Source organism: Methylobacterium sp. P3_A11 (genome assembly GCF_056403155.1).
This window is the reverse complement of record NZ_JBFUGA010000153.1, coordinates 1-10,317: the sequence shown is the minus strand read 5'-3', so window position 1 is coordinate 10,317 and position 10,317 is coordinate 1. Positions and strand designations below refer to the sequence as shown.

Here is a 10,317-nt window from a genome sequence, read left to right as displayed (position 1 = left end):
GCCCGGCCGCCGGGCGCCGCCGTCCGGGCGCTGGGCAGGCGGCATGAGGCGAGCCCGCCTGCCCGCCGCCGTCGCATCCGCCCTCTGACCGGAGACGGGCGTGGACAATCCGTTCGTGCGGAAGATGGCGCGGCATGTCCGCCTCGCGCCCGAGGACCGCGCGGTCCTCGATGGGCTCGCGCGCCAGCATGTCCGCCACGTCGCCGCCCGCCAGGACATCGAAGGGCCGCACGGCGACCCGCACCACACCCATCTCATCCTCGACGGCTGGGCCTGCCGCTACAAGCCGTTCCCGGACGGGCGGCGGGCGATCGTCGCGCTGCTCCTGCCCGGCGATGTGTGCGATCCGTTCGCGGTCCGCCGGGCGCGCATGGACCACGCCATCGGGGCGCTCACGCCGGTCACCGTCGCCCGCATCACGCCGGAGCAGATCGGCGAGGCCATCCGGACCCGTCCGGCGGTCGAGGAATGCCTGTGGCGGGAGATGCTCGCCACCACGGCGATCCATCGCGAGTGGGTCGCCAGCGTCGGCCGCCGCTCGGCGATCGAGCGGCTGGCGCACCTGTTCTGCGAGCTGCACCTGCGGCTCAACCGGATCGGGCTCGCCGACGCCACCACGCTCCCGATGCCGGTGACCCAGCCCGACCTCGCCGACGCCCTCGGCCAGACGAGCGTGCACATCAACCGCACCCTCAAGGAGCTGCGCACCTCCGGCCTCGTCGCCCTGCGCGGCCGCCGCCTCACGATCCACGACCTCGGCGGGCTGACGGAGCGCGGGCTGTTCGATCCGGCCTACCTGCAGCTCGCCTGAGCGCGGCGGGCGAAACGCCGCGGCATCGGTCGTCCGGCGTACCTTGCTTTGGGGCGGCCGCGGCCGATCTGTGGGACCTCGTGAGCCGCGGCAGGTCGACCGACAGACGATGCACATTCATCTCGACGCGCTCGGCGGCGTGGCCGGCGACATGTTCGCCGCCGCGCTGCTCGACGCCTTCCCCGAGCACCGGGAGGGGGTCGGCGCCAGCATCCGGGCGGTCGATGCCCGCATCGCCTGCGCGGTGCACCCGCACAACGACGGCATCCTGCTCGGCGCCCGCTTCACCGTCTCGGGTCCCGGCGCGGAGCCTGCACACCGGCACGATCACGGCCACCGTCACCACGGCCATCCCGCGCACCACGACCACGACCAGGACCATGCGCACGCGGACTCTCACGGACCCGGTCACGGACACCGGCCCTGGGCGGAGATCCGCGCCGCGCTGGAGGCGGCGGATCTCGCGCCCGCGGTCGCGGCGCACGCCGTCGCCGTCTTCGGTCACCTCGCCGAGGCGGAGGCCCGGGTCCACGGCATCGCCGTGGAGGCGGTGGCGTTCCACGAGGTCGGCGCCTTCGACTCGATCGCCGACATCGTGGCCGCCGCCCACCTGATCGCCGCCCTGGAGGTCCGGAGCTGGAGCGTCTCGGCCCTGCCCCTGGGCTCGGGCCGGGTCAGGACCCAGCACGGCCCGCTCCCCGTCCCGGCCCCGGCCACGACGCTGCTGCTCGCAGGCTTCCAGACCCTCGACGACGGCATTCCGGGCGAGCGCGTCACCCCCACGGGCGCGGCGATCCTGCGCCACCTCTGCGGCGAGGATCCCGGGCGGGGCCGCCCCCGGGGTACGCTCGGGCGCACCGGCATCGGCTTCGGCACGAAGGTCCTGCCGGGCCTGAGCAACTGCCTGCGCGCCCTGGTGCTGGAGGATTCGGCTGCCGGTCCCGGCCGGCGGGACCTCGCGGTGATCGCCTTCGAGGTCGACGACCAGTCCGGCGAGGATCTCGCCCTGGGCCTCGATCGGCTGCGCGCCGAGCCCGGCGTGCTCGACGTCGTGCAGGCGCCGGTCATCGGCAAGAAGGGCCGGATGATGGCCCATATCCAGGTCCTGGTGCGTCCGGAGAGCCTGGACTCGGCGATCGCGGCCTGCTTCCGGGAGACCACCACGATCGGCCTGCGCTATCACCGGGTGGAGGGCGCGGTGCTCGACCGCGAGGCCCGCACGGTGGCGCAGGCGGGCCAGCCGGTGCGGGTGAAGATCGTCGACCGGCCAGGTGGCCGCACCGCCAAGGCCGAGGCCGACGATGCCCGCGACCAGCCGGGCCACGCCGCGCGGGCGAGCCTGCGCCGGGAGGCCGAGCGCCTCGCCCTGGAACAGCAGCGGGAGGAGGAACGGTGACGCGCCGGCAACTCGAAGCCGTCCTGGCGGGGCTCCGGCCCGTCGCGGTGGCGGTGAGCGGCGGGGTCGACAGCCTGACGCTCGCAACCCTCGCCCACCGGCTGGCGCCGGGGACGGCCCTGATGGTCCACGCGGTCTCGCCGGCGGTGCCCGCTGAGGCGACCGCCCGGGTCCGCGCCGAGGGCGCCCGCGAGGGCTGGTCCTTAAGGGTGATCGAGGCCGGCGAGTTCGCCGACCCCGCCTACCGGGCGAACCCGGTCAACCGCTGCTTCTTCTGCAAGACCAACCTGTACGGGGCGGTCCGGCGGGTCACCGACCGGCAGATCCTGTCGGGCGCCAACCGCGACGACCTCGGCGAGTACCGCCCCGGCCTCGACGCCGCCCGGGAGCACGGCGTGCGCCACCCCTACGTGGAGGCGGGCTTCGACAAGGCGGCGGTCCGGGCGCTCGCCCGCGACCTCGGCCTCGGGACCGTGGCGGAGCTGCCGGCGGCGCCCTGCCTGTCGAGCCGCGTCGAGACCGGCATCCCGATCGAGCCGGAGACCTTGAGCTTCATCCACGCCGTCGAGCGGCTGGTGGGCGGGGCACTCGCGGCGGAGAGCGGCGCCAAGCGCGCGGTCCGGTGCCGGGTGCGCGCCGAGGGCGTGGTGGTGGAACTCGATCCGGCGAGCCTCGCGGCCCTGGCCGCGGCGGATCGCGAGACGCTCGGGGCGGGCATCCGGGCCATCGCGCCGGCGCGTCTCGCGGGCCCGGTCCGGTTCGCGCCCTACCGGGTCGGCAGCGCCTTCCTGGTGCAGCCCGGGGAGGCCCGGTCGTGAGCGTCGCGGACGAGTTCACCCTCGATTTCGCCCGGCCCGAGCGGATCGGCCTGGAGGAGGCGATCTTCTGCGCCGGCAAAAGCCCGGAGCAGATCGACGCGATCCTGGAGGCCGCCCGCGCCCGCGGCGCCTCGCTGCTCCTCACCCGCCTCGATCCGGAGAAGCGCGACCGGCTCGGGGGCGCCGCGCGGCTCGACTACTGCCCGGTCTCGCGCACGGCGGTGTTCGGCGAGGCGCCCCGGATCGCCGGCCCGGCCCGGGTCGCCGTGGTGGCGGCCGGCACCTCGGACGTGCCCGTCGCCCGCGAGGCCCTGCGGGTGCTGGCCTATGCCGGCCGGGCCGCGTCGCTCTTCGCCGATGTCGGCGTCGCCGGCCTGTGGCGGCTGACCACGCGCATCGAGGAGATCCGCGCGCATCCGGTGGTGATCGTCGCCGCCGGCATGGACGCGGCGCTGCCTAGCGTCGTCGGCGGCCTCGTGGCGGGCGCGGTGATCGCGGTCCCGACCTCCGTGGGCTACGGCGTCGCCGCGGGCGGCCGCGCCGCCCTCGACGCGGTGCTGGCGAGCTGCGCCCCCGGCATCACGGTGGTCAACATCGACAACGGCTACGGGGCGGCCTGCGCCGCCCTGCGCCTGCTCCATGCGGCAGGCCGCCTTGCCGCGGAGACCGAACGATGACCCGGCGCGGGTCGTTACCCCGTACTGCTGCGCAGGCAGCGCGACGCGCGCCCTCTCCCGTGCGGGAGAGGGTTGGGGTGAGGGGTGCGACCTCTCCGGACAGTTCTCTTCCCTCACCCTGTCCCCCTCCCGCACGGGAGAGGGGACCCGCGCCACCTTCTTCGACGGCAGCAGCGCCGACACGGGGCCTGCCCGCACCGATCCCCACATCTTCGAACGGAGACAGCCGATGGAACGCCGCAGCTTCCTACAGGGCGCCGTGCTCGGCGCGGGCCTCGCAGGCGCCGGCAGCGCAGGCGCGGCCGTGAACGCCCCCGCCAACACCGGCCCCTTGCCCAACACCCGCCCGCAGGACCCCGCGGACCTGCCCTTCGTCACCGATCCCGGCGAGCGCCGGGGCGAGATGCTCTACCGGTCGTTCGGGAAGACGTCGGAAAAAATCTCGGCGATCGGCATGGGCGGGTTCCACCTCGGCAAGAAGGTCCTGAGCGACGACGAGGCGACGCGGCTGATCCATGCCGGCATCGACCGCGGCATCACCTTCATGGACAATTGCTGGGACTACAACGAAGGCCGCTCCGAGCTGCGCATGGGTGCCGCCCTCGCCCAGGACGGCTACCGCGACAAGGTCTTCCTGATGTCCAAGATGGACGGGCGGACCAAGGAGGAGGCGCTCAAGCAGATCGACCAGTCGCTGCTGCGCCTGCGCACCGACCGGATCGACCTCGTCCAGCACCACGAGATCCTGCGCTACGACGATCCCGATCGGGTCTTCGCCGAGGGCGGGGCGATGGAAGGCTTCCTGGAGGCCAAGAAGGCCGGGAAGCTGCGCTATATCGGCTTCACCGGCCACAAGGACCCGCGCATCCACCTGCAGATGCTGGAGGTGGCCGCCGAGCGCGGCTTCCACTTCGATTCCGTCCAAATGCCCGTCAACGTGATGGACGCGCATTTCCGCTCGTTCAGCCACCTCGTGCTGCCGTATCTCGTGCAGAACGGCATCGCGCCGCTCGCGATGAAGACGTTCGGAGACGGGGTGATCCTGAAGGCGGACGCGCCGATCAAGCCGATCGAGTACCTGCACTTCTCACTGAACCTGCCGGTCTCGGTGGTGATCACCGGCATCCAGAACCAGCGCGACCTCGACCAGGCCTTCGAAGCGGTGAAGACTTTCAAGCCGATGGACAAGGCGGCGGTGGCCGAGCTGCTTTCGCGGTCGAAGCCCTACGCGCTGGAGGGAAAGTACGAGCTGTTCAAGACGAGCGCCACCTTCGACGGCACCGCCAAGAACGCGGCATGGCTAGGCGAGGACGTGCAGGGCGTGAAGAAGCTCGCGCCGACGATGGAGTAGGTCGATCGCGGGAGAGCACGGCCGCCCCGCCCGCGGCCGCTCCGGGCTGCCGCGTGCGAGAGGCATGGCCGGGACGGGCTCGGGTCCGCGGGCTGCGACCCAGGGCGCTGACCCAGGGCGACGCGCCCTGGATCAGCGGGGCGCCGCTCGCGGAGACGGGGGCTGCGACGGGCTTCCGTCGCAGCCCGGGACCTCAGTTCAGGACCTTGCCGTCGGGGCCGACCTTGACCTCCTGCTCCTTGTCGGCGCCGGCCACCTTGATCTCGTACTGGACCGAGGCGCCATCCTTCTCGACCTCGGCCTCGTAGGCCTTGCCGCCGCCGGCCTTCTGCTCGGCGATGGCGAGCGCGTCCTTCAGCGAGGTCTTGGCGTTCTGGAAGTCGGAGGCCTTCAGCCGGGTGAAATAGCGCTCGAACGGCTGGTTCTCGGTCTTGTAGAGGGCGCCCGTATCGGCGTTGATGCCGTACTCGACGAGCTTGCCGCTCGGGTACACGACCTTGATCGAGTAGTGGGCCGGGTCCTTGCTGCCGGCCTTCTCGAAGTCGGCGTCGATGGCGCGGCCGCCCTTCTCGTCGCCCTGCGCCTCGGCCGTGGTGAGCGCCTGGGCGAGGCCGACCTTGGCGACCTTGGCGACCTGCCACTCCTTCATGTTGCTGTCGGCCTTGGTGGCCGGCTCGGCGGACGTCGCGGTGGGGGTCTGGGCCAGGGCGAGGCTCGTGGAGAGCGCGAGCAGGCCGGCCGCGGCGGTGAGACGGGTGATCATGGCGGGTTGTCCCTTTGCGGGTTCGTTCACGGGAGCGTGAAACGTCGGGTCCGGAAATCCGGTTGCCCCCGCCCGGAAAAAATCCGGCCGCCGCGCCCGGCGAGACGGCCGGCCGGCGCCCCTGTATGAGACGCGCACGATCCGGCGCGCGCCCAGGCGACGACGGACGCACCTCGGACGGAACAGGCCATGACCGCGAACGAGCCCGAACCTCTTGACGAGTTTACGCGCCTGCACGCGAAGCTGTCGGCCCTTGAGATCGTGCTCGGCGTCCTGATCGGGCGGCTCTCCGAGGAGAACCCGGAGATCCGCGAGGACGTGAAGCGCGACGTGGCGGCGATCCTGTCGGACATGCCGATCGACGGACCGAGCGAGGAGCTGATCGCCGACGAGGTCCGCCGCGCCGCCGCGGTGCTGACCAGCGTGTCGATCGGCTGACGGTGCCTCAGCGCGGCGGCATCCGCAGCGCCCCGTCGAGGCGGATCGTCTCGCCGTTCAGCATCGGGTTCTCGCAGATGTGGCGGACGAGGTCGGCGTATTCCGACGGGCGGCCGAGCCGCGGCGGGAAGGGTACGCTCTGGCCGAGCGTATCCTGCACGTCCTGCGGCAAGCCCGCCATCATCGGCGTCTCGAAGATGCCCGGCGCGATGGTGACCACCCGGATCCCGTGCCGGGCGAGTTCCCGGGCGATGGGCAGGGTCATGGAGACGATGCCGCCCTTCGAGGCCGCGTAGGCCGCCTGCCCGATCTGGCCGTCGAAGGCCGCGATCGAGGCGGTGTTGACGATCACCCCCCGGGCGCCCGCCGCGTCCGGCGCCTCGCGGGCGATGGCGTCGGCTGCCAGCCGGATCATGTTGAAGGTGCCGACGAGGTTGACCGAGACCGCCCGCGCGAAGGTCTCGAGGCGGTGCGGACCGTCGCGGCCGACCACCTTCTCCCCGGGCGCGATGCCGGCGCAGTTCACGAGCCCGTGCAGGTGACCGAACGCGTCGAGGGCCGTCCGCACCGCCGCCTCGCCATCCGCCGCGCGGGTGACGTCGGTCTCCGCGAACCGCGCCCGCGCCCCGAGATCCGCCGCCACCCGGGCGCCGGCCTCCCGGGCGATGTCGGCCACGACGACGTGGGCGCCCGCCGCCACGAGGCCGCGCGCCGTCGCCTCGCCCAGGCCCGAGCCCGCGCCGGTGACGATGAAGACGCGATCCCTGATCATCCTGACTCCCCCGGTCCCGGTGCCGCGCGGCCCGGCCTCGCCCTGCGACGTAGCGCGGGACGGGGCGGCCCGGAAGGCGTCCGGTCCCGCATCGGGCAGAGGGATCATGCGTCGCGTCGTTGACGTGTGAATTTTTCCCACATATATGATCTTAGCGCGGCCCAAGGTATTAGGCCGTATTTCGGGATGTTTCCGGCGCTGATCAGCGCAAGAGCAAAGTATTCCGCTGGGTATGACCGTCCTTGCAGGGTCGTCCGGGCCTTCGGCAACGACGCTGTTCGCCACGTCCCCGCGCCGGGGCTCCCCCGCCGCGATCCCTCATGCCTGTTCAGGACCGCCATGCACATTCCAGGGATCGGGCCAGGGATCGGACCAGGGATCGGGCCAAGGCTCGGGACCGCCGCCCGCCATTGGCGTCACGGCCGGCGCGTCGGCGGACGGCTCGCCGAACGGCGCCCCGGCATTCGCGCCGCGCTCCGCTCCGCCGCGCCGGGCAGCGTGCTGCTGGCGGGCAATTCCCACGCGGAGTTCATCGGAACGCCCGATTTCGGCGGCCGCCCCAGCATCAATCTCGCCATCGGCGGCAGCACGGCGGCGGACTGCGCCCGTCATCTCGCGGCGTTCCGCGTCCCGGTTCGCTTCGCCGCCGCCGTCCTGATCATCGGTACCAACGACATCCAGCGCTGGCGCCACCCGGAGCGGGCTCGGAGCGCGGACCGGTTCGAGGCCGAGGTCCGTCGCATTCTGGGGATCCTGGAGGGCTGGTCGGACGCGGTCTTCGTCGCGGCGATCCCGCCGATCGGCGCCTGTGCGACCGGCCGGGATCCGGACGCCGTCGCGGCCTTCTCGGCCCGGCTGGCGGCGCTCTGCGCCGCCGGGGGACACGGGTATTTCGACCCGTTCGCGGCGTGGCGCACCGGCCCCGGGGGGCTCGCCGGTCCGGGCCTCCACCGGGACGGCGTGCATCTGGCCGACTACACGGGATTGGCCGCCGAGATCGTCCGGCAGACGGCGTTCGGCACGGGCTCGCCCTGTCGGCGGCCGCCCCGCCCTTCCGCACCCCTGCGGGTCCTCCGCGCGGCCTGGATGGGCCAGCCGTGAGCATCCGCGCACGCCTGGCCGGGCGCCCGTGTCCGGACGGTCCCGCGCCGTCTCTGCCCCTGCGGGTCTGGCCCGACGACGCGACGGTCTGGCTCGCCGAGAACGGCGTCCGGCGACCCCGGGCGGCCCGGCACGCCCTGGCGGCGCTGGCGACCCTCGGGCTCCGCGGCCGGTACGCGGCCCGGCGGGCGGGTGCCGGCACGGTCGTGACCGGGCCGGCGAGCGCCCTGGCCCTGCGGGACGCTGAGGCGGAGATCGGGTTCGTCTTCCGGGTCACGCCCTATGGGTACGGTGCGGATGGGTTCTGAGGCCCCGATCAGGGCGGGCTCGTGCACAGCAGGGTCGGCGCGCAGACCGTCCGGAAGCCCACGCGGGCGTACAGCGCCTCGATGGCGCCGCCGGCCGGGCATTGCAGGAAGACTTGGGCGGCTCCGCGCACCCGCGCCTCGCGCAGGGCCGCGACGGTCACGGCGGTGCCGAGGCCCCGGCGCTGCCGGTCGGCCCGCGTGCTCACATTGTACAGCCCCGCCGTGTCGCCCCGCAGGTAGAGGCTCGCGCAGGCCGCCGGACCGGTGGCGTCGCGCAGGACGAGGTGGAGCGGCGTGAGGCCGGGCCGGCTCCGGGCCGCATGCAGGGCCGGGAGGTAGCGGCGGCGCAGGTGCGTCCGCACGGCAGGGTCGTCGGACAGGTGCGCGAAGACGCGCTCGAAATCCGGCCCCGGCGCCGGGCTCGCCTGGACGGTGACCGCGCCCCCCGCCGCAGGCGCCGCCGGCAGCGGCCGCGCCACCATCCAGCTCGCCGGGTAGAGGATTGCGGGCTCGAACAGCCCGCGCAGCAGCGCGACCTCCTCGGCATCCCGGGCCAGGAAAGCCGGCGCCCGGTCGCGGCCGAGGGCCGCCGCCCCCGCCCAGGCGAACTGGTCGGGCCGGCGCACTCCGAAGGCGAAGTTCAGGGTCGGGTCCGGAATGCCCCGCGACCAGACGTAGCCTGCGCCCGCCGGACCCTGCTCCACGCCGTCGATCAGGGATCCGGTGAGGGCCGCCACATGGGTGTCGCGCAGGTCCTCGAAGGTCAGGTCGGGATCCCGCATCGTCAGGCCGCGGTCCCGGCGGCGGTCCGCGCGGGTCGGACGCCGCGCCCGGCATCGGGGGCCGTCAGCGCGGCGATCCGGTCGTGGAGATGCGGCGACAGGACGATGTCGAGGTGGTCGGTCTCCGGAACCGTCTCCACCGCGTGGAGCCGGCTGGTGAGGGGCGCCCAGTCGATCACCGGCCGGGCGCGGGCCAGCGTCTCCGCCGCCACGAAGCTGTGCACCGGCACCGCGCCGGGCTCCAGACGGAGCGCCCGGAACTGGATGGCGTGGTCGACGAGCGTCCAGAGCATCCGCTCCCGGCTGCCGACCTCGGGGCCGTCGGCCGGCAGGGGCTGCGGCTCGGCGGCCAGGAAGCGCAGGAACTGCACGTCCGCCTCCGGATCCATGCGGGCGCGCAGGGCAGCCCAGTGCGCCCGCATCGGCGAGCGGTCGAGCCAGGCGCCGACCATGGCCTCGTGCGCCGCCCGCTCCTCGGGCGCGATCGGCCGGCCGGCGCCGGCGGCGAAGGTGTCCTCCAGGCCGCAGGCATCGAGCATGCCGACCCAGTCCAGGGGAAAGCCCGGACCGAGCCGGCGGGCGGTCTCGTAGGCCAGCACTCCGCCCCAGGACCAGCCCAGGAAGACGCAGCCCCCGGCGCGGCCCCGCATCAGGCCGCGCACCCGCGCGGCATAGGCGTCGGCGAGGTCGGTCACGGCCGGCAGGGGCCGCACGGCCTCCACCAGGGAGGCGCAGAGGAAGCCGTGCGCCTCCTGATCGGGGCCGAGGCGGGCCACGAGGGGCTCGTATTCCCGGGTGCTCACCAGGAGGCCGGGGAACAGCACCAGCAGCGGCCGGCCGCTCCCCGCCCGGCCGGCGGAGAGCCGGACCAGGGGAGCCGGACCCGCCTCGGCGGAATCCGAGCCCGCATCGATCCGGGCCGCCAGTTCCGCCAGCGTCGGGTCGCGCAGGAGGTCCGCCACACCGACCCCGCCCCGGGGCGCGATGAGGCGCAGGCGGGCCACCAGCCGTAGGGCCGAGAGGGAGTCGCCGCCGAGTTCGAAGAAGCGCCGGTCCGCGACCCGGACCGGGTAGCCCAGGACCTCGGACCAGATCCCGGC

At 73.9% G+C, this 10,317-nt stretch carries 12 protein-coding genes; 8 read left to right on the top strand and 4 right to left on the bottom strand.

Annotated elements, in window-relative coordinates; genetic code table 11:
- Positions 1–100 precede the first annotated feature (100 nt).
- The 5 genes from AC1DXK_RS28660 (at position 101) to AC1DXK_RS28640 (ending at position 5,053) form a co-directional block, all read left to right on the top strand.
- The gene (locus AC1DXK_RS28660; RefSeq protein ID WP_457108707.1) at positions 101–811 is read left to right on the top strand and encodes a Crp/Fnr family transcriptional regulator; all 711 of its coding nucleotides are present in this window, start codon (positions 101–103) and stop codon (positions 809–811) included.
- A gap of 109 nt (positions 812–920) precedes the next feature.
- Complete coding sequence (gene larC / locus AC1DXK_RS28655; protein ID WP_457108706.1) at positions 921–2,207, top strand: nickel pincer cofactor biosynthesis protein LarC; 1,287 nt, start codon at positions 921–923, stop codon at positions 2,205–2,207.
- Positions 2,204–3,025 (top strand): ATP-dependent sacrificial sulfur transferase LarE, encoded by an 822-nt coding sequence (gene larE, locus AC1DXK_RS28650; RefSeq protein WP_457108705.1) that lies wholly within the window; start codon positions 2,204–2,206, stop codon positions 3,023–3,025. The genes larC and larE overlap by 4 nt, the downstream gene beginning before the upstream one ends.
- The gene (gene larB, locus AC1DXK_RS28645) at positions 3,022–3,702 is read left to right on the top strand and encodes a nickel pincer cofactor biosynthesis protein LarB (protein ID WP_457108704.1); all 681 of its coding nucleotides are present in this window, start codon (positions 3,022–3,024) and stop codon (positions 3,700–3,702) included. Before larE ends, larB begins: the two co-directional genes overlap by 4 nt.
- A gap of 229 nt (positions 3,703–3,931) precedes the next feature.
- Positions 3,932–5,053, top strand: a complete 1,122-nt coding sequence (locus AC1DXK_RS28640; protein WP_457108703.1) for an aldo/keto reductase — start codon at positions 3,932–3,934, stop codon at positions 5,051–5,053.
- 193 nt (positions 5,054–5,246) lie between these two features.
- Here AC1DXK_RS28640 and AC1DXK_RS28635 read toward each other — a convergent pair whose 3' ends face one another.
- Positions 5,247–5,816, bottom strand: coding sequence for a PepSY domain-containing protein (locus tag AC1DXK_RS28635; protein WP_457108702.1), 570 nt, complete (start codon positions 5,814–5,816; stop codon positions 5,247–5,249).
- 189 nt (positions 5,817–6,005) lie between these two features.
- Here AC1DXK_RS28635 and AC1DXK_RS28630 point away from each other — a divergent pair, with 189 nt between their 5' ends.
- Positions 6,006–6,254 carry a hypothetical protein gene (locus AC1DXK_RS28630; RefSeq protein WP_457108701.1) on the top strand — a complete coding sequence of 83 codons (249 nt, stop codon included), beginning with the start codon at positions 6,006–6,008 and terminating at the stop codon, positions 6,252–6,254.
- A gap of 7 nt (positions 6,255–6,261) precedes the next feature.
- On the opposite strand, the gene AC1DXK_RS28625 is transcribed toward AC1DXK_RS28630, so the two are convergent.
- Entirely contained in the window at positions 6,262–7,026 is a 765-nt protein-coding gene (locus tag AC1DXK_RS28625; protein ID WP_457108700.1) for a 3-hydroxyacyl-CoA dehydrogenase, read from the bottom strand.
- Positions 7,027–7,365: 339 nt separating this feature from the next.
- Here AC1DXK_RS28625 and AC1DXK_RS28620 point away from each other — a divergent pair, with 339 nt between their 5' ends.
- The gene (locus AC1DXK_RS28620) at positions 7,366–8,127 is read left to right on the top strand and encodes an SGNH/GDSL hydrolase family protein (RefSeq protein ID WP_457108699.1); all 762 of its coding nucleotides are present in this window, start codon (positions 7,366–7,368) and stop codon (positions 8,125–8,127) included.
- On the top strand, positions 8,124–8,435 hold the full coding sequence (locus tag AC1DXK_RS28615) for a hypothetical protein (protein WP_457108698.1): 312 nt from the start codon (positions 8,124–8,126) through the stop codon (positions 8,433–8,435). Before AC1DXK_RS28620 ends, AC1DXK_RS28615 begins: the two co-directional genes overlap by 4 nt.
- Positions 8,436–8,443: 8 nt before the next feature.
- Here AC1DXK_RS28615 and AC1DXK_RS28610 read toward each other — a convergent pair whose 3' ends face one another.
- Positions 8,444–9,217, bottom strand: a complete 774-nt coding sequence (locus AC1DXK_RS28610) for a GNAT family N-acetyltransferase (protein ID WP_457108697.1) — start codon at positions 9,215–9,217, stop codon at positions 8,444–8,446.
- Positions 9,218–9,219: 2 nt separating this feature from the next.
- On the bottom strand, positions 9,220–10,317 hold a 1,098-nt coding region (locus tag AC1DXK_RS28605), incomplete at its 5' end, for a phosphopantetheine-binding protein (RefSeq protein WP_477299559.1).